23 protein-coding genes are annotated in these 22,948 nt (G+C 67.1%); 15 read left to right on the plus strand and 8 right to left on the minus strand.

What is annotated here, in order from left to right; genetic code table 11:
- The first annotated feature begins 142 nt into the window (after positions 1 to 142).
- From rplK to A8G00_RS04690, 4 genes are all read left to right on the plus strand, one after another.
- On the plus strand, positions 143 to 574 hold the full coding sequence (gene rplK / locus A8G00_RS04675; protein WP_044661678.1) for a 50S ribosomal protein L11: 432 nt from the start codon (positions 143 to 145) through the stop codon (positions 572 to 574).
- A gap of 4 nt (positions 575 to 578) precedes the next feature.
- Positions 579 to 1,277 (plus strand): 50S ribosomal protein L1, encoded by a 699-nt coding sequence (gene rplA / locus A8G00_RS04680; RefSeq protein ID WP_044661677.1) that lies wholly within the window; start codon positions 579 to 581, stop codon positions 1,275 to 1,277.
- A 361-nt stretch (positions 1,278 to 1,638) separates the two neighbouring features.
- A complete protein-coding gene (locus A8G00_RS04685) occupies positions 1,639 to 3,387 on the plus strand; it encodes a DEAD/DEAH box helicase (protein ID WP_025550852.1) in 1,749 nt (582 codons plus the stop codon).
- 40 nt (positions 3,388 to 3,427) lie between these two features.
- Complete coding sequence (locus A8G00_RS04690) at positions 3,428 to 4,969, plus strand: cryptochrome/photolyase family protein (RefSeq protein WP_103000186.1); 1,542 nt, start codon at positions 3,428 to 3,430, stop codon at positions 4,967 to 4,969.
- Positions 4,970 to 5,114: 145 nt separating this feature from the next.
- Here A8G00_RS04690 and ybaL read toward each other — a convergent pair whose 3' ends face one another.
- From ybaL to A8G00_RS04700, 3 genes are read right to left on the minus strand one after another with little or no spacing between them, the layout of a single operon-like run.
- Positions 5,115 to 6,761: a YbaL family putative K(+) efflux transporter gene (ybaL, locus tag A8G00_RS04695; RefSeq protein ID WP_025551612.1), complete on the minus strand. Its 1,647-nt coding sequence runs from the start codon at positions 6,759 to 6,761 to the stop codon at positions 5,115 to 5,117.
- A 58-nt stretch (positions 6,762 to 6,819) separates the two neighbouring features.
- On the minus strand, positions 6,820 to 6,960 hold the full coding sequence (locus A8G00_RS25025; protein ID WP_165363323.1) for a hypothetical protein: 141 nt from the start codon (positions 6,958 to 6,960) through the stop codon (positions 6,820 to 6,822).
- A gap of 56 nt (positions 6,961 to 7,016) precedes the next feature.
- On the minus strand, positions 7,017 to 7,415 hold the full coding sequence (locus A8G00_RS04700; protein WP_044661675.1) for a hypothetical protein: 399 nt from the start codon (positions 7,413 to 7,415) through the stop codon (positions 7,017 to 7,019).
- A gap of 188 nt (positions 7,416 to 7,603) precedes the next feature.
- Between A8G00_RS04700 and rplU the strand changes: the two genes are divergently transcribed.
- From rplU to A8G00_RS04730, 6 genes are all read left to right on the plus strand, one after another.
- Positions 7,604 to 7,900, plus strand: coding sequence for a 50S ribosomal protein L21 (gene rplU, locus A8G00_RS04705; protein WP_007683601.1), 297 nt, complete (start codon positions 7,604 to 7,606; stop codon positions 7,898 to 7,900).
- A 30-nt stretch (positions 7,901 to 7,930) separates the two neighbouring features.
- Positions 7,931 to 8,200, plus strand: a complete 270-nt coding sequence (gene rpmA, locus A8G00_RS04710) for a 50S ribosomal protein L27 (RefSeq protein WP_022683124.1) — start codon at positions 7,931 to 7,933, stop codon at positions 8,198 to 8,200.
- A gap of 273 nt (positions 8,201 to 8,473) precedes the next feature.
- Entirely contained in the window at positions 8,474 to 9,064 is a 591-nt protein-coding gene (locus A8G00_RS04715) for a GNAT family N-acetyltransferase (RefSeq protein WP_103000187.1), read from the plus strand.
- Positions 9,065 to 9,186: 122 nt separating this feature from the next.
- On the plus strand, positions 9,187 to 10,278 hold the full coding sequence (obgE, locus tag A8G00_RS04720) for a GTPase ObgE (protein ID WP_103000188.1): 1,092 nt from the start codon (positions 9,187 to 9,189) through the stop codon (positions 10,276 to 10,278).
- A 121-nt stretch (positions 10,279 to 10,399) separates the two neighbouring features.
- Positions 10,400 to 11,530, plus strand: a complete 1,131-nt coding sequence (gene proB, locus A8G00_RS04725; protein WP_103000189.1) for a glutamate 5-kinase — start codon at positions 10,400 to 10,402, stop codon at positions 11,528 to 11,530.
- A gap of 4 nt (positions 11,531 to 11,534) precedes the next feature.
- The gene (locus A8G00_RS04730) at positions 11,535 to 12,467 is read left to right on the plus strand and encodes an NAD(P)-dependent oxidoreductase (protein WP_172451785.1); all 933 of its coding nucleotides are present in this window, start codon (positions 11,535 to 11,537) and stop codon (positions 12,465 to 12,467) included.
- An 80-nt stretch (positions 12,468 to 12,547) separates the two neighbouring features.
- Here A8G00_RS04730 and folP read toward each other — a convergent pair whose 3' ends face one another.
- Entirely contained in the window at positions 12,548 to 13,669 is a 1,122-nt protein-coding gene (gene folP, locus A8G00_RS04735; protein WP_103000190.1) for a dihydropteroate synthase, read from the minus strand.
- A gap of 44 nt (positions 13,670 to 13,713) precedes the next feature.
- Positions 13,714 to 14,838 carry a site-specific DNA-methyltransferase gene (locus A8G00_RS04740; RefSeq protein ID WP_103000191.1) on the minus strand — a complete coding sequence of 375 codons (1,125 nt, stop codon included), beginning with the start codon at positions 14,836 to 14,838 and terminating at the stop codon, positions 13,714 to 13,716.
- 290 nt (positions 14,839 to 15,128) lie between these two features.
- Between A8G00_RS04740 and A8G00_RS04745 the strand changes: the two genes are divergently transcribed.
- On the plus strand, positions 15,129 to 15,470 hold the full coding sequence (locus A8G00_RS04745; protein ID WP_103000192.1) for a helix-turn-helix transcriptional regulator: 342 nt from the start codon (positions 15,129 to 15,131) through the stop codon (positions 15,468 to 15,470).
- A 68-nt stretch (positions 15,471 to 15,538) separates the two neighbouring features.
- Here A8G00_RS04745 and A8G00_RS04750 read toward each other — a convergent pair whose 3' ends face one another.
- Together A8G00_RS04750 and A8G00_RS04755 are read right to left on the minus strand one after the other, a co-directional pair.
- Positions 15,539 to 16,336 (minus strand): nucleotidyltransferase family protein, encoded by a 798-nt coding sequence (locus A8G00_RS04750; protein WP_103000193.1) that lies wholly within the window; start codon positions 16,334 to 16,336, stop codon positions 15,539 to 15,541.
- Between the two features lie 36 nt (positions 16,337 to 16,372).
- Positions 16,373 to 17,902 carry a M23 family metallopeptidase gene (locus A8G00_RS04755; RefSeq protein WP_103000194.1) on the minus strand — a complete coding sequence of 510 codons (1,530 nt, stop codon included), beginning with the start codon at positions 17,900 to 17,902 and terminating at the stop codon, positions 16,373 to 16,375.
- Between the two features lie 378 nt (positions 17,903 to 18,280).
- On the opposite strand from A8G00_RS04755, the gene A8G00_RS04760 reads away from it, so the two are divergent.
- From A8G00_RS04760 to A8G00_RS04775, 4 genes are all read left to right on the plus strand, one after another.
- Positions 18,281 to 20,947, plus strand: a complete 2,667-nt coding sequence (locus tag A8G00_RS04760; RefSeq protein WP_061940233.1) for a helicase-related protein — start codon at positions 18,281 to 18,283, stop codon at positions 20,945 to 20,947.
- Entirely contained in the window at positions 20,940 to 21,236 is a 297-nt protein-coding gene (locus tag A8G00_RS04765) for an RNA-binding S4 domain-containing protein (RefSeq protein ID WP_044661669.1), read from the plus strand. The genes A8G00_RS04760 and A8G00_RS04765 overlap by 8 nt, the downstream gene beginning before the upstream one ends.
- Before the next feature lie 203 nt (positions 21,237 to 21,439).
- The gene (fdxA, locus tag A8G00_RS04770) at positions 21,440 to 21,778 is read left to right on the plus strand and encodes a ferredoxin FdxA (RefSeq protein WP_025551122.1); all 339 of its coding nucleotides are present in this window, start codon (positions 21,440 to 21,442) and stop codon (positions 21,776 to 21,778) included.
- Between the two features lie 280 nt (positions 21,779 to 22,058).
- Positions 22,059 to 22,586, plus strand: a complete 528-nt coding sequence (locus A8G00_RS04775) for a CarD family transcriptional regulator (protein ID WP_025551124.1) — start codon at positions 22,059 to 22,061, stop codon at positions 22,584 to 22,586.
- 116 nt (positions 22,587 to 22,702) lie between these two features.
- On the opposite strand, the gene A8G00_RS04780 is transcribed toward A8G00_RS04775, so the two are convergent.
- Positions 22,703 to 22,942 (minus strand): hypothetical protein, encoded by a 240-nt coding sequence (locus A8G00_RS04780; RefSeq protein ID WP_025551125.1) that lies wholly within the window; start codon positions 22,940 to 22,942, stop codon positions 22,703 to 22,705.
- Positions 22,943 to 22,948: the final 6 nt, after the last annotated feature.

Here is a 22,948-nt window from a genome sequence, read left to right on the forward strand (position 1 = left end):
GTTCCCTTGCGGCCTGAGATGCCAGCTTCCGCTGGCATGACGACAAGGGAAAGTGCGGGAGGATCGCTCCGGTGATCCGTCAATACCGCTAAACTTGAACCGGGCGCGCCTTCGGGCACGCCCAGCAACAGAGTGAGTGACAATGGCCAAGAAGATTACGGGCTATATCAAGCTCCAGGTGCCCGCTGGAGCCGCCAACCCCTCGCCGCCGATCGGTCCGGCGCTGGGTCAGCGCGGTGTGAACATCATGGAATTCTGCAAGGCGTTCAACGCCTCGACGGAAAAGATGGAAAAGGGCACCCCGCTGCCGACCATCATCACCGTCTATGCGGACCGTTCGTTCAGCTTCGTCACGAAGCAGCCGCCCGCCACCTACCTGATCAAGAAGGCCGTCAACCTGAAGTCGGGCTCGAAGGAGCCGGGCAAGGTTTCCGCCGGACAGATCAAGCGCTCGCAGCTCGCCGAAATCGCGCAGGCCAAGATGGCCGACCTGAACGCGAACGACATCGACGCAGCGACGAAGATCATCGAAGGCTCCGCCCGCGCGATGGGCCTCGAAGTGGTGGAGGGCTAAGACCATGGCAAAGCTGACGAAGAAGGCGAAGGCCCTGGCCGCTGCCGTTGACCGCGAAAAGCTGCACGGCGTCGATGAGGCGCTGGGCCTGATCAAGACCCATGCGACCGCCAAGTTCGACGAAAGCGTCGAAATCGCGATCAACCTGGGCGTCGATCCGCGTCACGCCGACCAGATGGTCCGTGGCGTCGTCACCCTGCCCGCCGGCACCGGCAAGGACGTCCGCGTCGCCGTGTTCGCCCGTGGCGACAAGGCTGAAGCCGCGACCGCCGCCGGCGCCGACGTGGTGGGCGCCGAAGACCTGCTGGAATCGATCCAGGCGGGCAATATCGACTTCCAGCGCGTGATCGCCACCCCCGACATGATGGGTCTGGTCGGTCGCCTGGGCAAGGTTCTGGGCCCCAAGGGCCTGATGCCGAACCCGAAGCTGGGCACCGTCACCCCGAACGTCGCCGAAGCGGTCAAGGCCGCCAAGGGCGGCCAGATCGAATTCCGCGTCGAAAAGGCGGGCATCATCCATGCCGGCCTCGGCAAGGCGAGCTTCTCGGCCGAAGACCTGCGCAGGAATTTCGACGCCTTCGTCGACGCCATCGTCAAGGCGAAGCCGTCGGGTTCGAAGGGCAAGTACGTCCGCAAGATCGCCCTGTCGTCCTCGATGGGCCCGGGCGTGAAGGTCGACGTGGCGGAAGTCGCTTCGGCCTGATCCGACGCACAAACAGATAGGGGAGCCTCCTTCCTCCATGCGGGGAAGGAGGCTTTCGCTTTTTAGAGACTTGGCACCATAAAACGCCCTCTCACCCGTTCGGGCTGAGCCTGTCGAAGCCCTCTTCTTTTCCTGAAGGAAAGAAAAAAGCCCCTTCGACAAGCTCAGGGCGAACGGAGGACAGGCATGCATGTTATAACGCGATCACCAGACACCGTGACCTTAGGCGGACTCGCCCGGCAACGGTGTGAACTTCGGGGTGCATGACCTTGCACCCCGGCTCCAAAAACCCCCCGGAGCGCATTGAGGTCACCTTCGTATCCGTCGGGAATGGCGGGTCGCTTTACCGATGGAAAATATAATGTCTTTCGAACATCTCCCCACCCTCCTGTCCGACGCGCTGACGCGAAAGGGCTATGAAAGCCTGACCCCGGTCCAGGCCGAAGTCACCCAGGCGCAAGCCGAAGGCCGCGACCTCATCGTCTCGGCGCAGACCGGATCGGGCAAGACGGTCGCCTTCGGCCTCGCCATGGCCGCCGAACTGCTGGGCGAACAGAACCGCCTGCCCGTCGCCGCCCAGCCGCTGGCCCTCGCCATCGCGCCGACCCGCGAACTGGCGCTTCAGGTCGCGCGCGAACTGGAATGGCTCTATGGCGAGGCGCGCGCCCGCATCACCACCTGCGTCGGCGGCATGGACGCCGCCAAGGAACGCCGCGCGCTTTCCCACGGCGCGCACATCGTCGTCGGCACGCCGGGCCGCCTGCGCGACCATCTCGAACGCGGCGCGCTCGACCTGTCGGCGATCAGGACGGTGGTGCTCGATGAAGCCGACGAAATGCTCGACATGGGCTTCCGCGAGGATCTGGAAGAAATCCTCGACGGCGCGCCCGAGGGCCGCCGGACGCTCCTTTTCTCCGCCACCATGCCCAAGCCGATCGTGGCGCTGGCCAGGCGCTACCAGAAGGACGCGCTGCGCATCTCCACCGTCAGCGACGAGCGCGGCCATGGCGACATCAGCTATCAGGCCGTCACCGTCGCCCCCGCCGACATCGAAAATGCGGTGGTCAACCTGCTCCGCTATCATGAGGCGGAAACGGCGATCCTCTTCTGCGCCACCCGCGACAATGTCCGCCACCTCCACGCCAGCCTGACGGAGCGCGGCTTCGCGGCGGTGGCGCTGTCGGGCGAGCACAGCCAGAATGAGCGCAACCACGCGCTGCAGGCCCTGCGCGACCGCCGCGCCCGCGTCTGCGTCGCGACCGACGTCGCGGCGCGCGGCATCGACCTCCCCAATCTCAGCCTCGTCGTCCATGTCGAAATCCCGCGCGACGCGGAAACGATGCAGCACCGCTCCGGCCGCACCGGCCGCGCCGGCAAGAAGGGGACGGCCGTGCTGATCGTCCCCTATCCGCGCCGCCGCCGGGTCGAATCCATGCTGCGCGGCGCGAAGATTCCCGTCGAATGGGGCACCCCGCCCAGCCGGGAAGCGATCCAGGAACAGGACAATGCCCGCCTGCGCGAGAAGCTGATGGAACGCGCCGAGCTGGACGAGCAGGACTGGGCGCTGGGCGCCGAACTGCTGGCCGAAAAATCGCCCAAGGAAATCGCCGCCATGCTGGTGAAGAGCGCCCGCGCCGCCCTTCCCGCGCCGGAGGAGCTGCTGGACGCCAGCGAAGCGCCCGCCCGCCGCGACGGACCGCGTCCGGGGTTTGAGGATACGGTCTGGTTCCGCATGGACATCGGCCGCAACCAGAATGCCGATCCGCGCTGGATATTGCCGCTCATCTGCCGCCGCGGCCATGTGTCGCGGCAGGAGATCGGCGCGATCCGCATCGCCGCCAATGAAACGATGTTCGAAATCCCCTCCGCCATCGCGGCGAAGTTCGTCGGCGCGGTAAAGCGCACCGGCCAGGCCAGCGACGAGGGCGCCGAAGTCGCGATCGAGCAGATCGAGGGCAAGCCCCGCGAAATGGCGCGCGAAAACCGGCGCGACGGCGGCCCGCGCGGCAAGGGTCGCCCCAATGAAGGGCACGGCCCCAGGCCCGCCTATGGCGCGCGGCCGTTCAAGGGCGGCCCGCGCAAGGCTGGCCCCCGCAAGCCCCGCGGTTGACCGGGCGGGAGCCGGGCAGCCCTTCATGCATTGAAAAGCCATGGCTGCCCCCCTCCTCATCCCGATCCTCGGCGACCAGCTGACGCCCGGCATCGCGTCGCTCCGGAACGCCGACCCGGCAAACAGCATCCTGCTGATGATGGAGGTGGCGGACGAAACCACCTATGTCCGCCATCACAAGGCCAAGATCGCCTTCATCCTCTCCGCCATGCGTCATCATGCCGATCGGTTGAGGGCGCTCGGATGGACGGTCGACTATGTGAAGCTCGACCAGCCGGAAAACAGCGGCAGCTTCACCGGGGAGGTCGCCCGCGCCATCGAACGCCACCGTCCCTCCGCCATCCACGTCACGGAAGGCGGCGAATGGCGCGTCCGCGCGATGCTGGAGGAATGGGAAGGCCGCTTCGGCATCCCCGTCACCATCCATGAGGATGACCGCTTCCTCTGCTCCCATGCCGAATTCGATGCCTGGGCGGCGGCGCGCCAGCAGCTCAGGATGGAATTTTTCTACCGCGACATGCGCCGCAGGACCGGGCTGTTGCTGACGGAAGAGGGCGAACCCGAAGGCGGCCAGTGGAATTTCGACGCGGAAAACCGGAAACCGCCGCCCCGGCGCGACCTGTTGATGCCGCAGCCGCTCCGCTTCCGCCCCGACCCGATCACGCGGGACGTGCTGGCGCTGGTCGCGGCGCGTTTTTCAGATCATATCGGCTCGCTCGACCATTTCCACTTCGCCGTCACGCATGAGGATGCGCAACGCCAGCAGGACCATTTCCTCGATCACGCCCTGCCCCGCTTCGGGGACTATCAGGACGCGATGCTGACCGATGAGCCATTCCTCTGGCACTCGGTCCTGTCGCCCTATATCAACGCCGGACTGCTCGACCCGCTGTCGCTCTGCCGGGCGGTGGAGGGGCGATACCGCGCCGGCAGGGTCCCGCTCAACGCGGCGGAGGGCTTCATCCGTCAGGTCATCGGCTGGCGCGAATATGTGCGCGGGGTCTATTGGCACGAAGGCCCCGGCTATGGCCGCCGCAACGCGCTGGATGCGACGCGCGACCTGCCCGGCTTCTACTGGACGGGCAAGACCGACATGCACTGCATGGCCCGGGCGGTCGGCCAGACCATCGACCACGCCTACGCCCATCATATCCAGCGACTGATGATCACCGGCAATTTCGCCCTGCTCGCCGGGATCGACCCCGTGCAGGTGCATGTCTGGTATCTGGAGGTCTATGCCGACGCCTATGAATGGGTGGAAATGCCCAACACCATCGGCATGGCGCTGTTCGCGGACGGCGGCCTGCTGGGGTCGAAACCCTATGCGGCGGGCGGCGCCTATATCAACCGCATGTCGGATTATTGCGGCCGGTGCCGCTATGACGTGAAGCAGCGCCTTGGCGAGGACGCCTGCCCCTTCAACGCGCTCTACTGGGACTTTCTGGCCCGCAACGAGCGGAAGCTGGCGCGCAATCCGCGCCTCGCCATGCCCTATCGCAACTGGAACCGGATGAGCGTGGAGGACCGCGCCGCCCTCAGGAAACAGGCGGCACGGTTCCTCGACGGATTGGGCAACGGTTAGAGCGCGCTGCGTTAAATCCTACGCAGGCCGCGCGCTCCAAGCTTTTGTTGTCGCATCCTTTTAAGCGCAAAACCGGTTCCCACTTTTGCGCACGATGCTCTAGAATGCCTTCGCATCGATCGACCAAGCTCCGTTTGACAACACCCTAACCCGCTCCGCAGAGCGACAGCATCCGCGCCGCCAGTTCCCGCTCCCCCATCACCACATGGGGCACGCCCAGCCCCTCCAGATGCCTGACCTCCGCATCGGAATGGGCGCGGGCGATGACCTGAAGATGGGGATTGAGGTGGCGCGCATGTTCGTGGATCGCGCCGCCCTCGAACCCTTCGGGCACGGCGATCAGCAGCCGCCGCGCCTCGTTTATGCCGGCCGCCCGCAGATGCCGGTCCTCCAGCGCGCTGCCCCGCACCACGGTAAGGCCGGCCTCCTCCGCCTCTTCCGCCCGGTCGGAATCGGCTTCGATCACCACGAAATGCGCGCCCTTCTCGGCCAGCCGATCCGCGATCAGCTTCCCCACCCGGCCATAGCCGACCAGGATGACATGGCCGATGCGCGGCTTGGCCTTCGCCTTCTGGGCCTGCGCCTCTTCCTCGACCTCCTCCTGCTTGTGCCCGCGCACGATCAGGGAGAAGATCAGCGGATTGAGGAAGATCGAAACGATCGCGCCCGCAAGGATCAGGTCGCGCGCCTCGGCCGGCAAGACCCCCAGTCCCGTCCCCAAGGAGGCGAGGATGAAGGAGAATTCCCCGATCTGCGCCAGGCTCGCCGCGATGGTGAGCGCCGTGTCGCCCGGATGGCCGAAGGCGCGGACGATGGCGAAGGCGGCGATCGACTTGCCGACGATGATGATCGCCACCGTGGCCAGCAACGGCAGCGGCTGCTCGACCAGCACCGCCGGATTGAACAGCATGCCGACGGAAACGAAGAAGAGCACGGCGAAGGCATCGCGCAGCGGCAGCGTCTCCTCCGTCGCGCGGCGGCTGAGCGGCGTCTCGCCCAAGATCATGCCGGCGAAGAACGCGCCCAGCGCGAAGGACACGTCGAAGGCGACCGCCGCGCCGAACGCGACGCCCAGCGCTATCGCCAGCACGGCCAGGCGGAACAGCTCGCGCGATCCGCTATGCACGACCCAGTGCAACGCCCAGGGAATGACGCGGCGGCCGACCACCAGCATCAGCGCGACGAAGCCCGCGACCTTCAGCAGCGTGCCCAGCAGCGGCGCCAGCAAGGCCCCCGCATTGGCCCCGCCCGCCGCATCGGCATTGTTCATGACCCCGGCAAGCGCGGGGAGCAGCACCAGCGCCAGCACCATCACCAGATCCTCGACGATCAGCCATCCGACGGCGATCCGGCCCCGGCGCGTTTCCACCAGGTCCGCCCCCTGCAGGGCGCGCAGCAGCACGACGGTGCTCGCCACCGACAGCGCCAGGCCGAAGACCAGCCCGCCCAGCAGCGGCCAGCCCATGACATGCGCCAGGCCCATGCCCATCAGCGTCGCCACCGCGATCTGGCCCAGCGCGCCGGGCACCGCGATGTTCTTCACCGACAGAAGGTCGCGCAGGGAGAAATGCAGGCCGACGCCGAACATCAGCAGGATGACGCCGATCTCCGCCAGTTCATTGGCCAGGCTGGCATTGGCGACGAAGCCCGGCGTGAACGGCCCGACCATGATCCCGGCGATCAGATAGCCGACAAGCGGCGACAATTTCAGGCGATGGGCGATGGCGCCCATGACGAAGGCGACGACAAGGCCCGCGACGATCGTTCCGATCAGGGGCGTGTGATGGGGCATGGAGTGTCTTTCCCTGACCGCCGATGGAGGAACACCCTCCATCGGCGGCATATCATATTCATTCAGCGACGGTCAGCATCGCCGCCGACAACAGCGCGCCGGCCGCGCCCAGTCCCGCCATGACGGCCGGCATGAACCACCATGGCGGACGGCGGCGGGACGACCCCGTGCTGCCGCGTCTCGATCTTCTGCGGGTCATGAAGAGGCTCCTTTTTCCTGATGGCGGCCTGGAACGGCCGCCCTGAGGGCGATGCGTCAGGAAAGGACCGGGGGCGCCCGCGCCCGCCGGGGGGAATGCAGGTGGAAGGACGGGAAAGAAACGAAGGCGGGAGAGAATCGGTCGCCGGCGCGCAGCAGGACGACGCCCGGCAGCATCGCGATGGCCATCGGCCCGCTCATGGCGAACGCCGGAAACGGCGCCCGCCCGTCGCCATCCGGCTCGATGGCCTGCGCGGCGACAGGGGTCGCATGGGCGCGGGCCTTCAACACCACGGCGGTGGTGGCCGGGTTGAAGGCGGAGCCGGTGAACCGGCTGGATGGCGGCCCCAGTGGCGCGAGCGCGCTCAGCAGGGCCACGCCGATCGACAGCCACAGGGTCAGGATGAACAGCAGCCGGGCGGCCAGTGCTTCATTCCTGTATGGCGCTGGCGTCATGCGTGATGCTATCCTTTCGCCGCGCCAAGATAGGGACGCGCAAGGTCAAAAACCAGCCCCGAATGCCGCGCTTGCCGGTTGACATGGGCGAGTCATTCCAGTAGCGGGCCACATTCCCGCGCGGGTCCAACAGGGCATTGTCCCTCGACGATCTGCGTAAAGCAGATTTGAACGAGAAGAGAAGAGCCATGTTCGCAGTCGTGCGCACGGGCGGCAAGCAGTATCGCGTCGCCGCCGGAGACAAGATCGTCGTCGAGAAGCTGGCCGGTGAGGCTGGCGACAAGGTGACCCTGGATGACGTCCTGTTCGCCGGCGAAGGCAGCGACGTGAAGGACGCAGCCAAGCTGACCGTCGCCGCCGAAATCGTCGCGCAGGCGAAGGGCGAGAAGGTCATCGTTTTCAAGAAGCGCCGCCGGCACAACTACCGTCGTCGCAACGGCCACCGCCAGAATCACACGATCCTCAAGATCGTGTCGATCGCCTGAGCCGCAGCAAAGTCACGAGGAGTTTAAGTCATGGCACATAAGAAAGCTGGCGGTTCGTCGCGCAACGGTCGCGATTCGGAATCGAAGCGCCTTGGCGTGAAGAAGTTCGGCGGTCAGGAAGTGATCGGCGGCAACATCATCATTCGCCAGCGCGGCACCCGCGTCTATCCGGGCCGCAATGTCGGCATGGGCAAGGACCACACGCTGTTCGCGCTGGGTGAAGGCCGCGTGGTATTCCACACCGGCAAGCTCGGCCGCAAATATGTGTCGGTCGACGCACTGGCCGAAGCAGCCGAATAACGGACGATCGATGACGGATCGTCCCTCGCAATCGGGGCGATCCTCCTGGCGGAACGACTTTGGTCACACCGCCAGAGTTCGAGGGAAACAAGGGGCGCCCCATCCGGGAGCGCCCCTTTTTCGTGTCGACGGGCGTCTCCCCTGAATTTCCCTCAACTCTCTGGAACCCCTCGCTTTCTCGCGCGTCGTGCGGGCGGGGCCCAGCCAGAGAAGATAGTCGTCAAGCCGTAACTTTTCGCGGTCATTGGCGCGCCGGAGATTAGGAGACTTTCGATGTTCGCCCGTACCCCCCGCCTGTTGCTGCGGCCCGGCTGGATGGAAGATGCGCCGGCCCTTGCCGAAGCGATCGGCGATGCGGCCGTCCTGCGCAACCTGACCCGCGCACCGGCCGCCTACAGCCAGGCCGATGCGCAGGCGTTCCTGGCCCAGCCGCAGGACCCGCGCCTGCCCAGCCTGCTTGCCTTCACCCGCACCAAGGGCGCGCCGCGCCTTGTCGGCGGCTGCGGCCTCCATGCGGCGGCGGATGGCAGGGTGGAGCTGGGCTATTGGATCGCCCGCCCCTATTGGGGACTCGGTTTCGCGACCGAAGCGGCCAGCGCCGTCATGCACATGGCCCGCGCCTCGGGCGTCCGCGATGTGCGCGCCGCCCATTTCGTGGACAATCCGGCATCCGGCAACGTCCTGCGCAAGCTCGGCTTCCGCTATGCCGGCCGGATGGAAAGGCGCTTCAGCCTGGGCCGGGGCGCGGCGGCGGATTGCCTGGTCTTCGAGGAAGGCGCCTCCGGACAGGCGGGCGCCAGCCCCATGATGACGGATTCGTCGACCGATCTCTACGGGGATTCGCTGCCCGCGCTGGCGGCCTGATCCCTGCTGCCGGGGATGGCGGCACGGCGCCGCCTTCTCCGGCGCCGGCCGCTTTTCGGGCAAGCGGCCGCTTTTGCCGCGCGCCTGTTTAATTCCGCCGCATAAACCGCTATGGGCGCGCGATGCATTTTCTTGATCAAGCGAAGATTTTCATCAAGTCCGGCTGGGGCGGTCCCGGCGCGGTCAGTTTCCGGCGCGAAAAATATGTCGAATATGGCGGTCCCGACGGCGGCAACGGCGGCAAGGGCGGCGACATCATCTTCGAGGCGGTGGCCGGGCTGAACACCCTGATCGACTTCCGCTACACCCAGCATTTCAAGGCGCAGCGCGGCATGCCCGGCGCGGGCAAGAACCGCTATGGCGCCGGCGGCGAAGACCTCGTCATCAAGGTGCCGGTGGGCACGCAGATCCTGTCCGATCCCACGCCCGTCGACGGTACGGAGGATGAGGACGGAACGATGGAATATGAACAGGAACTGCTGGCCGACTTCACGCAGGTCGGGCAACGCATCGTGCTGCTGCGCGGCGGCGACGGCGGGCGCGGCAACCTGTCCTACAAGACCAGCACCAACCGCGCCCCGCGCCAGCATGGCACGGGCTGGCCGGGGCAGGAAATGTGGGTGTGGCTGCGGCTGAAGCTGCTGGCCGATGTGGGCCTTGTGGGCATGCCCAATGCGGGCAAGTCGACCTTCATCAACCAGGTCACCAACACCAAGGCGAAGGTCGGCGCCTATGCCTTCACCACCACCAAGCCGCAACTGGGCGTGGTGCTGCATCGCGACCGGGAATTCGTGCTGGCCGACATTCCGGGCCTGATCGAGGGCGCGGCCGAGGGCGCGGGGATCGGCGACCGCTTCCTGGGCCATGTCGAACGCTGCCGGGTGCTGCTGCACCTGATCGACGCGACCGGCGACGACCCGGTCGAACAGTTCCGCATCGTGCAGGATGAACTCGCGGCCTATGGCGGCGGGCTGGACGAAAAGCCGCAGATCGTGGCGCTCAACAAGGGCGACCTGCTGGGGCCGGAACTGATGGAGGACATTGCCGGCCAGCTTCGGGACGAGGCCGGGGTGGACGATGTGTTCATCATCTCCGGCGCGACCGGCGAAGGCGTGCCCGCCCTGCTGGACGCGGTGCTGCCGCTGCTGGACCAGCCCGACGAGGATGATGAGGATGGGACAGAAGAAGACGAGAAGCCGTGGTCGCCACTGTAACTCCTCCCCTCCCCTTCAGGGGACGGGTCGGGGATGGGGGCTGGCCGGATAGGGCTTCCCCCGCCTTGCCTCCTCACCCCAACCCCTCCCCTGCAGGGGAGGAGCGCATTCGGACCGCTTCATGACTTCTTCCCTCTCCGGCTTCCCTCCTTCGCAAATCCGCCGCCTGGTCATCAAGATCGGCTCCGCCCTGCTCGTCGATCCGGAGGGCGAGGTGCGCGAATCCTGGCTGCGCACGCTGGTGGCCGACATCGCGGCGCGCAAGGCTGCGGGCCAGCAGATCATCATCGTCTCCTCCGGCGCCATCGCCCTGGGGGCCCGGCGGCTGAAACTGCCCAAGGGCGGACGCGGCTCGCTCGAAGACGCGCAGGCGGCCGCCGCCACCGGCCAGATCGCGCTGTCGCAATGCTGGGCCAGCCTGCTCCACGAAAGGGGCATCACCGCCGCGCAGATGCTGGTGACGCTGGACGATCTGGAAAACCGCCGCCGCTATCTCAATGCGTCGGCCACGCTGGAACGGCTGATGGCGCTCGACGTCGTGCCGGTCGTGAACGAGAATGACAGCGTCGCCACGGCGGAAATCCGCTTCGGCGACAATGACCGGCTGGCGGCGCGCATCGGACAGGCGGCACGGGCTGACGCAGTTGTGCTGCTGTCGGACGTCGACGGGCTTTACACCGCCAACCCGCATGTCGATGCGGACGCCATGCTGATAGAGACAATCGAGCGCATCGATGCGCGCATCGCCGGGATGGCGGACGGCGGCTCCGCCTCGGGCATGGGATCGGGGGGCATGACCTCCAAGATCGAGGCGGCGCGGATCGCGACCGGGGCCGGCGCGCATCTGGCGATCATCTCCGGCAAGGTGGACTCGCCGCTGTCGCACTGGACCGATGGCGGCAAGGGCTCGATCTTCCTCGCCGCACAGGCCAGGGGCGCGCGCAAGGGCTGGCTCGCCGGCCGCCTCACCGTGCGCGGTCGGATCGTGGTCGATGCGGGGGCGGAGGCGGCTCTGGGCCGCGGCAACAGCCTGCTCCCGGCCGGCGTGGCGCGGGTCGATGGCATCTTCGCCCGCGGCGACGTGGTCGACATATTGGCTGAGGATGGTCGGGTGATCGCCCGCGGCCTCATCGAATATGACAGCGAGGAAGCCTCCCGCATCGCCGGCAAGCGCAGCGAGGACATCGCCGCGCTGCTGGGGCATCTGCCCCGCTCGGTGCTGGTCCACCGCGATCATATGGCGATGGTCTGATCCCATGTCCCTGCGCATTGCGATGACGGGCGCGACGGGTTTCGTCGGCGCCGAAACGCTCCATCAGGCTCTGGCGGCGGGACATCATGTCAGCGCCATCACCCGCCGGGCGCAGCCGCCGCGCGCCCATCTCAAATGGGTGCCCGGCGCGCTGGATGACCGGGCGGCGCTCAACACGCTGGTGCGCGACGCCGATGTGGTGATCCACATCGCCGGCGTGGTGAACGCGCCCGACCGCGAAGGCTTCGAAACGGGCAATGCGCGCGGCACCATGGCGGTGGTCGACGCGATGCGGCATCGCGGGGTCAAGCGGCTGATCCACGTCTCCTCGCTTTCGGCGCGGGAACCGGAACTGTCGGACTATGGCTGGTCGAAGGAACTGGCGGAGCGGCATGTGAAGGCGAGCGGCCTCGACTGGACGATCATCCGCCCGCCCGCCATCTACGGCCCCGGCGACCGGGAGATGCTGGAACTGTTCCGCATGGCCCGGCGCGGGATCATGCTGATGCCGCCCGGCGGACGCCTGTCGGTGATCGAGGTCGGCGACCTCGCCCGTCTGTTCCTGACGCTGGCGGTCGAAAAGGACATGAAGAGCCTGACCCATGTCTATGAGGTCGATGACGGCACGCCCGGCGGCTGGGACCATATGGACTTCGCGCAGGCGATCGGACGCGCCGTCGGACGGCCTGGAGAGAGGGCGGTGCGAACCTTCGCGACGCCCGCCTGGCTGCTGGGCATGGGCGCGCGGCTCGACCGGCTGGTGCGCGGCAGGAACGCCAGGCTGACGCCCGACCGGGTCAGCTATTTCTGCCACCCCGACTGGGTCGTGACGAAGCGCAGGCAACCGCCCAAAAAGCTGTGGGTGCCCCGGGTGCCGACGGAAGAGGGATTGAAGGCCACTGCCGAAGCCTATCGGGCGAAAGGCTGGCTGCGATAAGCGGCACGGCCTCCGCCACGGCCTGAACGGGGACTCTCCCGGCAAGGCCTAAACCGCCTCCCCTTTCTCCGCACGATGCTCTAAACCGCGCCCAAGCCCGCATCCGCCAGACCGCGCCAAAGGTGCAGCGCCTGAACGCTTTCCGCGACATCATGCACCCGCACCATCTGCGCGCCCAGTTCAGCGGCGCGAAAGACCAGGGCCACCGATCCGCCCAGCCGCTCCGCCGCCGGCGCTTCGTTCGACAGCGCCCCGATCAGGCGCTTGCGGCTGCCCGCGAACAGCAGCGGCACGCCCAGCCCCTGCAACGTCGCCAGCCCGTTCACCAGCGCCAGATTGTCGCCCAGCGACTTGCCGAATCCCAATCCCGGATCGACCATGATCTTCCCGCGCGGCACCCCCGCCGCCAGACAGGCGTCCACCCGCGCCTCCAGCATGTCGAACACATCGGCCACGACATCGCCATAACCCCCGGCATTGTCGTGCGGATCGTCCCCGGCCGACGGCGCATGCATCAGGATGACGGGGCACCCCGCCGCAACCGCCACTTCCATGGCACGGGGATCATGCCGCAGCGCGCTCACATCATTGACGACCGCCGCTCCCGCCGCCAGCGCGGCTTCCATCACCGCCGCCTTGCGGGTGTCGATGGACATGGGAATCCCCGCCGCCGCCAGCCTTTCAATCACCGGCACGACGCGGGCGATCTCATCCCCTTCCCACAGGCGCGGCGCCCTGGGTCGGGTGGATTCGCCGCCCACATCGATCAGCGCCGCCCCCGCCGCCGCCATGGCGAAGCCCGCATCGGCCGCCGCCTGCGGATCGTCCATATGCCTGCCGCCGTCGGAAAAGCTGTCCGGCGTGATGTTCAGGATCGCCATCACCTGCGGCGCGTCGAAACGGATGGTGCGTTCCCCCAGCACCAGGGGCGGACGCTGCGCAGAGATATTGGCCGCCAACCGCTGCGCCCGCTCCGCCAGCGCATCGGGCAGCCCCGCAATGGCGTCGGCAAATTCCGCGACCGGCACCGTCGCCCGCGCCACGCGCCGCCCGTCCTTCCGCGCCGTCAGCTCATAAGCCTGGAACCACAGCAACCCATTGCCCATCCGCGCCGCCGACCCGTCGGCCAGACCGACGGGCGACGGCACGAACCAGATGGGGCGCAGGTAAAGCCGCGCATCGGCAGGAAGCTGTGGCAACATCTTCAAACTCCGTCGCCCAGAGCCCGAAAGGAAATCCGGGATCGTTAAGGCTCGTTCGCCAGCAAATAGGTCTGCCGCAGCGCATCGATCGGCTTCAGCACGCCTTCCACCTCGCAATGCCAGAAGGTCCAGCCATTGCAACTCGGCGCACCCTGCAGGGTCGCGCCCATCTTGTGGATCGAGCCGGTATCCGCCCCCACCGACAGCGAACCGTCCGCCCGCACCACCGCCTGCCAGCGCCGCTTCGAATCCGTCAGCACCGCGCCGGGCTGCAGATAGCCCGTCTCGACCAGCGTGCCGAACGCCACCTTGGGCTGCTGCCGCGCCGTCTGCATGATGGTCAGCGCGCTTTCGTCCAGCGGCAGCGCCGCCTCGATCCGCTCCAGCGCGACCTCGATATAATCGTCCTCGCGCTCGATGCCGATCCACCTGCGGCCCAGGCGCTTGGCCACCGCGCCCGTCGTCCCGGTGCCGAAAAAGGGATCGAGCACCACGTCGCCCGGCTTCGTACAGGCCAGCAGCACGCGGTAGAGCAGGGCCTCCGGCTTCTGCGTCGGATGCGCCTTGGTGCCGTTGCGCTTCAGCCGTTCCTGCCCGCCGCAGATCGGCAGCACCCAGTCGGACCGCATCTGCAACTCGTCGTTCAGCGTCTTCATCGCCTTGTAGTTGAACGTATATCGCGCATCCTCGCCCTGGCTCGCCCAGATCAGCGTCTCATGCGCGTTGGTGAAGCGCGTGCCCTTGAAATTGGGCATGGGATTGGACTTGCGCCAGATGATGTCGTTGAGGATCCAGAAGCCCTCGTCCTGCAACGCCGTGCCGACGCGGAAGATATTGTGGTAGCTGCCGATCACCCAGATGGTGCCGTTCGGCTTCAATATACGCCGCGCTTCCCGCAGCCAGGCCTTGGTGAAGCGGTCGTAGGAACCCAGCGTATCGAACTTGTCCCAGTCGTTGTCGACCGCGTCCACCCGGCTACCCTCGGGCCGGAACAGGTCGCCGCCAAGCTGGAGATTATAGGGCGGGTCCGCGAAGATCATGTCGATGCACGCATCGGGCAGCTTCGCCATTTCCGCGATGCAGTCGCCGCGCAGCAGGCGGTTGGCCTCGACCTCCACGGGCGCAACCGCCTTTTTCCGCCGCGGCGCGACGCGTTCCATGACACCCATTTCGTGACCCCCGTTTCCTTCTGAGGCCCAGCGATGAGTCCTCCGGAGTCAGCCGTCAAGATCAGCAACTTAGGGTTCAAGCCTCACATAATGGTTAACATGACGGAGAACGAACCGGGTAGCCACTAGATATTGAGTCGACAGCGACTCGAAAGACTCAAGATCGGCTAGTGTGACTCAAAAGACTCAGCGGAGAACAGGCCCAAAGTTTTTTTGGTTAACGCCGCCGGGAAGGGTAAAAACCGCCTTCACCTTGACCCACCCATAACCCGATGATTATGAATGGGTCCATGACCGACCATATTTTAAGGGGGGATCGATCGACCTCCTGCGACGAACTGTTCAAGGCCCTGTCGGACGGCACCCGGCGCGCGCTGCTGGAATATCTGGTGCGCGAAGGGGAACAGAGCGTCCACGCCCTCACCGCCATTTCCGGCGTATCGCAACCCATGGTGTCCCGCCATCTCGGCAAGCTGAAACGCGCCAGCCTCGTGACGGCCCGCCGCGCCGGGCGCGAAACCTATTATTCCGCCCGCGCCAAGGGCCTTGCGCCCGTCGTGCAGTGGATGGCGGTTTATGGCGCGCTCTGGTCGCAGCGATTCACCGCGCTGGAGGAACTGGACGCCTACTGACTTTCGAACATGGAACAACATGCGGAAATGGAATTAGGTGCTCCTGCGCAGGCAGGAACACGCCGCTTCTATCGCACAGACCCCGCCAGGATCGCCTCGATCAGCGCCACGTCGTCCGGCTTGTCCGCGTCGATGCAGGCCTCCGCCTTCTCCATCGCCACCAGGCGCGCCACGATCCCGAAGCGCCGCCCCACCCGCGCGATCCCGCCCCGCAGCGTCGAAATCCGCAGCATCGCGCCCAGCAGGGCCAGCGGTCCGAAGGCGGACAGAATCTTCCACCCCTTCTTCCGGTCCTGCTCGACCTCCTGCCACAGCGCGACCACCGGCCGCGCCTTGCCGCTGCCGAACCAGAAGAGATTCGCCCCCGACCACCCGCCGTCGCGAAATTTGAGCCAGGTCCGCCGCGACCCTGGATAGCGCGCCAGCAATGTCCTGCGCTCGACCATCGCCACGGCGATGTCCGCGCCGGATGCCTCGCGCACCATCTGGTCCAGCATGGCCCCGTCCAGCAGCACATGATCCGCCGTCGTCATCAGCAGGGGAAAGGGCAGGTCCCCCCGGTCCAGCAAGGCGATGAGGGAGGAAGCGATTCCGCGCCCGCTCCTTTCGAACCGCACTTCGGGATGCTCCGCCAGCCAGGCGGTCGCCGGATCGGCGGCGAACAGTTCCGGCGCCTGGGTCAGCACGACCAGCCGCCCGACCGCCGGATGCGCCAGCAGGGCGCGGGCCGGCCGGTTGATCATCGGCTCCCCCGCCACCGGCACCAGCGGCTTGACCGCCACGCCGGCCGCCGCCGCCAGGGGATCGGGGATCGGCCGCGCCCCGGCCAGCAGGATCGCGGTGATGTCGGAAGCCGCTGCGTTCATTCCCGCCCGTTAGCGGAGGGAATCGCCCGCGAAAAGCTATTTCCCGGCCGCGGCCGGCGCCGCGGTCTTCTGCGCCACCTGCACGGGCAGGCCGATGCGCAGGCTCTTCAACTGCACCAGCCGCTGCCGGAAAGCCGCCAGTTCCCTGCCCGCCAGTTGCGATGTCGTGGTGAACCGCACCGACAGCGGATTGATGGTCCGTCCGTTCCGGTACAGCTCATAATGCAGATGCGGCCCGGTCGACAGGCCCGACGATCCGACATAGCCGATCACCTGCCCCTGCCGCACCCGCTGCCCCGGCGACGCGGCGATGCGGCTCATATGCGCATAGCCGGTGGCAAGGCCGTTGCCATGCTCCAGCCGCACATAATTGCCGTGCCCGCCATGCCGCCCGGCATAGGACACCACGCCGTCCGTCGCCGCATAGATGGGCGACCCGTAATGGGCGGCAAAATCGATCCCCGCATGCATGCGGGTATAACCCAGGATCGGATGGCGCCGCATGCCGAAGCTGGACGACATGCGCCCCGCCACCGGCGCCGACAGCACGCCGCGCCGCTGGCCGACGCCCGACGCCTCGAACCACTGGGTCCGCCCGTCCTGCGTCCATTTCAGCATGTCGATGCCGCGCCCGCTCGCCCGGTGCAGCCCGGCGAACAGCAGGTCGCCCACCTCCACGTCGCCCGTGTCGGCCCGCCGATATTCGGTGACGATGTCATAGCGGTCCCCCGCCGAGATCGATCCGAGATCGACCTGCTGCGCAACGACGCGCAGGAAACTCTGGATCGCCTTGGGCGGCGCGCCCGCCGCCCGCGCCGAACGATAGAGGCTCTCGCCCACCACGCCCTGGATGCGCAGCGGCGTCTCGTCCACATGGATCGCCGTCCGCTGCGCCTGCAGGACCCCGCCGGCCCGCGCGATCTCGATCCCCAGATCGAGCCGCGCCCGGAAGCTCAGCCGGTCCAGCGGCCGCGGCACGTCCCGGCTCGGCCGGCGGCCCAGCACGATGTCCAGCGGCGTGCCCGGCTTCAATCCCGCGCCGGTGTCGCCCGCCACCAGGCTCGTCACCGTCGCCACGTCGCCGCCGCTCACGCCCGCCCGCGCCAGCGCCCGGCCCAGCGAATCGCTGCCGCCGATCTGCGCGCGCAATTCGATCTGCGGCCGCTCCGGCGTCTCGCGCAGCGGCTGCACCGCGTCGGTCGGCCCCATGCGCCGCCCGCTGTCCGCGCCCAGGGCAAGCGGCATGATCATCTGGCTGCGCACTTCGTCGAATTGCCTCGCCGGCATCAGCGGCTGCGGCGCGCCGGGCAGCGCATGAAAGCCCGGCGACAGATAAAGCGCCGCCGCGCACAGCCCGAAACAGGTCGCAAGTCCCCGGAACCAGGTGAAACTTCCCACCCGCTGGCCAAGGTCGGGAACCAGTTCCACATCCTCGGCCCAGTCGCGCAGCTTCTCCCGCCAGTCGCGCCGATCCTCGGCCGGTCCCGCCCTGCGGATCGAGTCAGTCAGCCACAGGGACGCGGAAGCGCCACCCTGCTGGGCATTGATCTGACCATCATGAAACACGGTAAAACACGCCCCCGGGGCAAATATCGCCCGACCCCCGCCGCGCGTTCATCCGCAATTTTGTAAAAGCACAAGGTTAAAGTCAAATAAACACGCCTTTTTTAACCCTTTTTCCGCGACCGGCCGTGCCCCGCAAAGGACCGGCGGACCAATCCCCGCCGCTCGTCCCCTCATCCTCGCCTCTCCTCCCTCATCCTCGCCTCTCCCCGTCACCCCCGCCTCCTCCGTTCATCCCCGCCCCCTCCCCGTCATCCCCGCGAAGGCGGGGATCCATCTCCCACCCCCACCCCCGCCGCAAGGCCGGCGGCCCACCCGCAAGACCCGCGCACCCCAATTCGACCTCCCGCCCGGGCCTTTCCCCTTGCCCTTCCCCGATCCATGCCCGACATAGCAGGGACCATGGCCCAGTTCGCCCGATCGCCCCTCACCGCCGTCCTGGGCCCCACCAACACCGGCAAGACCCACCTCGCCGTCGAACGCATGTGCGGCCATAGCTCCGGGATGATGGGCTTCCCGCTGCGCCTGCTGGCGCGGGAAGTCTATGACCGGGTGGCCGGCATGAAGGGCCCGGCGCAGGTCGCCCTCATCACCGGCGAGGAAAAGATCGTGCCCCCCGGCGCCCGCTATTTCCTCTGCACCGCGGAATCCATGCCGATCGGTCGGCAGGCCGGGACCGCGAACGAAGGGCTGGCGGATTACGCCTTCGTCGCCCTGGACGAAGCCCAGCTCGGCGCCGATCCGGAACGCGGCCATGTCTTCACCGACCGCCTCCTGCGCGCCAGGGGCCGGGAGGAAACGATGATCCTCGGCTCGGCCAGCATCGGCCGGGTGGTGAAGGCGCTGGTCCCCGATGCGGAGATCATCGGCCGCCCGCGTTTCTCGACGCTCAGCTATGCAGGCGCGAAGAAGCTCTCCCGCCTGCCCAAGCGTTCCGCCATCGTCGCCTTCTCCGCCGAGGAGGTCTATGCCGTGGCGGAAATGCTCCGCCGCTTCCGGGGCGGCGCGGCGGTGGTGATGGGCGCGCTCTCGCCCCGCACCCGCAATGCGCAGGTGCAGATGTTCCTGAACGGAGAGGTCGACTATCTGGTCGCCACCGACGCGATCGGCATGGGCCTCAACCTCGACGTCGCGCATGTCGCCTTCGCCTCGCTGCGCAAATATGACGGCCGCCGCACCCGCCGCCTGACCGTCGCGGAAATGGCGCAGATCGCCGGGCGCGCCGGCCGCCACCACCAGGACGGCACCTTCGGCAGCCTGGGCCATGAGGATGGCGACGCCGCCTTCACGCCGGAGGAGATAGAGGCGATAGAGGCGCACCGGTTTCCGCCGGTGGAGCAGCTTTTCTGGCGCAACGGCACGCCGCGCACCGACCGGCTGGATCACCTCATCTCCGATCTGGAGCAGAAGCCCGAACGCCCCGAACTGCGCGCCGCGCCCGAAGCGGTCGACCTCGCCGTGCTCAGGCGGCTCGCCGACGACCCGCTGGTGATCGATCGGGCACGCGGCAGGAAGCAGGTCGAACGGCTCTGGGCCGCCTGCGGCCTGCCCGATTTCCAGAAACTGGGCGCCGAACATCATGCCCGCGCCGTCAGCCGCATCTGGCGCTTCCTGTCCGAAGGGACGGGCCACATCCCCCGCGACTGGTTCGCCCAGCAGATTGCGCGACTCGATTCGGTTCAGGGCGACATCGACACCCTTTCCGGCCGGATCGCCGCCGCCCGCACCTGGTCCTACATCGCCCATCGCGCCGACTGGCTCGCCCATCCGGCGGAAATGGCGGAGCGCACCCGCGCCCTCGAAGAAAAGCTCTCCGACGCGCTCCACGCCGCGCTGACGCAGCGTTTCGTGGACCGGCGCACCACCGTTCTGCTAAGGGACATCGGCCAAAGCGCGGCCAATCTGCCGGTCGAAATCGAACAGGACGGGACAGTCTGCGTCGATGGCGAGACGATCGGGCGACTTGACGGATTTCGTTTCTCGGTCGATCCCGCTACCCGGCATCAGGACAGGAAGATGCTGCTGGCGGCCGCTGAACGGCGCCTTGGAAGGATATTGCGAGTGAAGGCTGACGAATTGCTGGGCGCACCCGATACCGATTTCGCGCTCATGGACGAAGCAGGGCAGGCCCCCGGCATAAGCTGGAAGGGCGATCCGGTGGCGACGCTGCACGGCGGCCCCGCGCTGCTGACCCCGGAAATCCGTCTGGATCGCGCGCTCCTCGCAATGGGACAGGATGTGCAGAAGCAGGTGGCGGCCCGCCTTGCCGCATGGATGGACGCGCAGAAGGAAAAGCATCTGCTGCCCCTCACCAGGATGGTGGGCAGCAGCGCCGACCCCGAAGTGCCCGCCGTCGTCCGCGCCGTCTTCGCCCAGCTTGCCGATGCCGGCGGCGTCATCGCGCGCACCGAACTCGATTCGGCGCTCGGCCATCTCGACAAGGACCAGCGCCATCTGCTGCGCCGCGCCGGCATCGACATCGGCGTGCTCGACATCTATCATCCCGGCCTGCTGAAGCCCGGCGCCGCCCGCTGGCGCGCCGCCCTGCTGGCCGCGCGCCTGGGCAAGCCCTGCCTGCCCCTGCCCGGCCCCGGCCTCACCCTGATCCCGGCCGGCGAAAAGCCTGAGCAGATGGGCGCCCGCATCGCCGGCTTCCGCGGCTTTGGCGAACAGATGCTGCGCATCGACATGGCCGAACGCATGGCCCGCACCGCGCATGAGGCCATCGCCAGGAACGAGGCCTTCACCGCGCAGAGCCCGCAGATCGTCTCGCTCGGCCTGTCGGAGGACGCCTTCCTGCAACTGATGCGCCTCGCGGGCTTCCGCGCCGTGGAGGCGCCTGCGGAGGGCGGACCCAATTGGGCCTTCCGTGGCCGGCAGAAGGCGCGGACGCACCAGCAGCATCCGGGCCGCGAAAAGCGCGGCGCGCCCGCCCAGGGCAAGCCCCGCAACGACCGGGGGCCGCGCCCCGCCGCCTCGTCCGGCCCTGCCCCCACCGGCAACCATGCCTTTGCGGGCCTTGCCGAACTGCTGGGCCGCAATGGCTGACGCGGGCCTGGTCGCGGCCCACGGCCCCAGCCTGCGCATCGACAAGTTCCTCTGGTTCGCGCGCCTCGCAAAGAGCCGTTCGGTCGCCCAGAAAATGGCGGAGGACGGCCATATCCGCCTCAACGGCCGCCGCATCGAACGCTCGCACGCGCCGGTGCGGGCCGGCGACCTCATCACCTTTCCCCATCCCAGCGGCGTCCGGGTCGTCCGCATCCTCCAGCTCCCCGGCCGCCGAGGCCCCGCCCCCGAAGCCCAGTCCTGCTATGAGGAACTGACGGTCGGCGCCTGACCCCCCCCTTTGTCGTTCCCGCGAAGGCGGGAACCCATCTCCCAACATGGCCCCCAGCTCATCGGCAGGGGAGATGAATCCCCGTCTCCACAGGAATGACAGGAAAAAGCCCACTACCCGCGCCCCAACAATATCCTCATTGACCTTCGCGCCGACCGCGCATAGCAGGGCGCCGATTGTCTCCCTACCAAGAGTGCTGACCCATGACCTATGTCGTGACCGATAACTGCATCCGCTGCAAATATATGGATTGCGTCGAGGTTTGCCCCGTGGACTGTTTCTACGAGGGCGAGAACATGCTGGTCATCAATCCGAACGAGTGCATCGACTGCGGCGTGTGCGAACCGGAATGCCCTGCCGAGGCGATTCTGCCCGATACGGAGAACGGCCTGGAAAAATGGCTGGAGCTGAACACGAAATTCTCCGCCGAATGGCCCAATATCACCGTCAAGGGCGAAGCCCCCGCCGACGCCGACGAGATGAAGGGCATCGAAAACAAGCTGGAGAAATTCTTCTCGCCGGAGCCCGGCGCGGGCAGCTGAAGCGCCACGCCCCAAGGCTGTCGCGAACCGCCGCCGGCATCCTCATGAAGACTAGCTGTTGCGTTTAATTTGCACCGCCACTCCCGGATTTTGTGTCCGGGGGTGGCAATTTTGTTACGAATCTGCTAAATAGGCGCCAACAGGTGGACATGGTCGCGTCCACTACGGAGACAAATGCCTGATGTTATGATGGTGGCGCCGCGCTTCCCCTGGCTCGTGCACCTTTTCGCACCTGCAACGCGAATGCCACCGCTCCCCCGAAGACATGGAAAGGTTTCAAATGGCTGCCAAGGCGCTGTCCTTTGACGTAGGTGATTATGTTGTTTACCCCAAGCATGGCGTTGGCCGCGTCATAGAACTGCAGAAGGAGCAGATTGCGGGCATGGAGCTGGAACTCTATGTCCTGCGCTTCGAAAAGGAGCGGATGACGCTCCGCGTGCCCACGAACAAGGCCGAGGGCGTCGGCATGCGCAAGCTGTCCTCCAACAAGACGCTGGAGGAAGCGGTCGAAACCCTGAAGGGCAAGCCCAAGGTGAAGCGCACCATGTGGTCGCGCCGCGCGCAGGAATATGAAGCGAAGATCAATTCGGGCGATCTGGTGTCGATCGCCGAAGTGACCCGCGACCTGTTCCGCGCCGACGATCAGCCGGAACAGAGCTATTCCGAACGGCAGATCTTCGAAGCCGCGTCCAGCCGCCTCGCCCGCGAACTCGCGGCGATGGAGGAAACGGACGAGCCGAGCGCGCTCAAGAAGATCCTGCGCATCCTCAACGAAGCCGCACCCCGGCATGCGAAGGTGGAAGGCTGACGACATCCGGCTGAGCCGACAACGGCAGGCCTGAATTAAGGGCGCCCCGAACAGGGCGCCCTTTTTTTGCAATCCAACCGGACGAACGGCGGGAGACCGCCGGTGCGGCGCCGGGCCTATTCGCCCTTCGCAGCGCCCGCCGCGTCCTTCGCCGCATCTCCGACATCGCTCGCCGCCTGGCCGACCTGCGTGGCCGCGCTCTCGACCGCGCTGTCCTTCCGGCTCTGGCTGCTGATCAGGAAGAAGGCGGCAATCGCCACGACCACGACCAGCAGGAGAACCGCCACCATGGTTCCGCCGCCGCCACGCTTCTCGATGATCGTGGTCGTCGCCGGACGATCCTGATAATCCGCCATAGAAAT

This window comes from Sphingobium sp. SA916 (assembly GCF_002894065.1).
Taxonomy (GTDB): Bacteria; Pseudomonadota; Alphaproteobacteria; order Sphingomonadales; family Sphingomonadaceae; genus Sphingobium; species Sphingobium fuliginis.

Coding starts and splice junctions, on each gene's coding strand:
- rplK (WP_044661678.1), top strand. CDS start 143: ATGGCCAAGAAGATTACGGGCTATATCAAGCTCCAGGTGCCCGCTGGA.
- rplA (WP_044661677.1), top strand. CDS start 579: ATGGCAAAGCTGACGAAGAAGGCGAAGGCCCTGGCCGCTGCCGTTGAC.
- A8G00_RS04685 (WP_025550852.1), top strand. CDS start 1,639: ATGTCTTTCGAACATCTCCCCACCCTCCTGTCCGACGCGCTGACGCGA.
- A8G00_RS04690 (WP_103000186.1), top strand. CDS start 3,428: ATGGCTGCCCCCCTCCTCATCCCGATCCTCGGCGACCAGCTGACGCCC.
- ybaL (WP_025551612.1), bottom strand. CDS start 6,761: ATGCCCCATCACACGCCCCTGATCGGAACGATCGTCGCGGGCCTTGTC.
- A8G00_RS25025 (WP_165363323.1), bottom strand. CDS start 6,960: ATGACCCGCAGAAGATCGAGACGCGGCAGCACGGGGTCGTCCCGCCGC.
- A8G00_RS04700 (WP_044661675.1), bottom strand. CDS start 7,415: ATGACGCCAGCGCCATACAGGAATGAAGCACTGGCCGCCCGGCTGCTG.
- rplU (WP_007683601.1), top strand. CDS start 7,604: ATGTTCGCAGTCGTGCGCACGGGCGGCAAGCAGTATCGCGTCGCCGCC.
- rpmA (WP_022683124.1), top strand. CDS start 7,931: ATGGCACATAAGAAAGCTGGCGGTTCGTCGCGCAACGGTCGCGATTCG.
- A8G00_RS04715 (WP_103000187.1), top strand. CDS start 8,474: ATGTTCGCCCGTACCCCCCGCCTGTTGCTGCGGCCCGGCTGGATGGAA.
- obgE (WP_103000188.1), top strand. CDS start 9,187: ATGCATTTTCTTGATCAAGCGAAGATTTTCATCAAGTCCGGCTGGGGC.
- proB (WP_103000189.1), top strand. CDS start 10,400: ATGACTTCTTCCCTCTCCGGCTTCCCTCCTTCGCAAATCCGCCGCCTG.
- A8G00_RS04730 (WP_172451785.1), top strand. CDS start 11,535: ATGTCCCTGCGCATTGCGATGACGGGCGCGACGGGTTTCGTCGGCGCC.
- folP (WP_103000190.1), bottom strand. CDS start 13,669: ATGTTGCCACAGCTTCCTGCCGATGCGCGGCTTTACCTGCGCCCCATC.
- A8G00_RS04740 (WP_103000191.1), bottom strand. CDS start 14,838: ATGGGTGTCATGGAACGCGTCGCGCCGCGGCGGAAAAAGGCGGTTGCG.
- A8G00_RS04745 (WP_103000192.1), top strand. CDS start 15,129: ATGACCGACCATATTTTAAGGGGGGATCGATCGACCTCCTGCGACGAA.
- A8G00_RS04750 (WP_103000193.1), bottom strand. CDS start 16,336: ATGAACGCAGCGGCTTCCGACATCACCGCGATCCTGCTGGCCGGGGCG.
- A8G00_RS04760 (WP_061940233.1), top strand. CDS start 18,281: ATGCCCGACATAGCAGGGACCATGGCCCAGTTCGCCCGATCGCCCCTC.
- A8G00_RS04765 (WP_044661669.1), top strand. CDS start 20,940: ATGGCTGACGCGGGCCTGGTCGCGGCCCACGGCCCCAGCCTGCGCATC.
- fdxA (WP_025551122.1), top strand. CDS start 21,440: ATGACCTATGTCGTGACCGATAACTGCATCCGCTGCAAATATATGGAT.
- A8G00_RS04775 (WP_025551124.1), top strand. CDS start 22,059: ATGGCTGCCAAGGCGCTGTCCTTTGACGTAGGTGATTATGTTGTTTAC.
- A8G00_RS04780 (WP_025551125.1), bottom strand. CDS start 22,942: ATGGCGGATTATCAGGATCGTCCGGCGACGACCACGATCATCGAGAAG.